Annotated in this window: 1 pseudogene; it reads left to right on the forward strand. The window is 74.6% G+C overall.

The window, feature by feature from the left end:
- Positions 1-123: 123 nt before the first annotated feature.
- Positions 124-401 (forward strand): annotated as a pseudogene (locus AB8Z36_RS42220) (DUF6912 family protein); the annotation flags it as partial.
- Positions 402-413: the final 12 nt, after the last annotated feature.

Consider the following 413-nt stretch of genomic DNA (forward strand, 5'->3'; position numbering starts at 1 on the left):
GGATGGGGGCAGCTCGATAGGGGACCCTCGGACGTATCCTGGGGGTCCTTTCCACGGCTACGGGTCCGCTTCGGGCGGGCCCCGGGTCCGCCTCGTGCGGACGTGAGCGAAAGCGGTCTCTCCATGCGCGTCTACGTTCCCCTGACCCTTCCCCGGCTCGCCGAGGCGCACAAGGCGGGCGAGCTGGGGCCGGGGCCGCTGGTCGCCTACGCGGTGACGCCCGCGCTGCGCGAGTGGTACGTCTCCGACGACATCGAGGAGGCGGCGAGGTGCGGCTCGCTGCCGCGCTGCCGCTGGCCAAGGCCGCCGCCGTGCATGTCGACTCCGTCGAGGCGGAGGGGGACGTCGCGGCGGCCGCCGCCGCGCTGGGGGCGGCGGATCTGGGTGACGCGGACGCGGAGTTCCTCGTGGAC

The organism is Streptomyces flavofungini, from assembly GCF_041028215.1.
GTDB lineage: Bacteria > Actinomycetota > Actinomycetes > Streptomycetales > Streptomycetaceae > Streptomyces > Streptomyces flavofungini_B.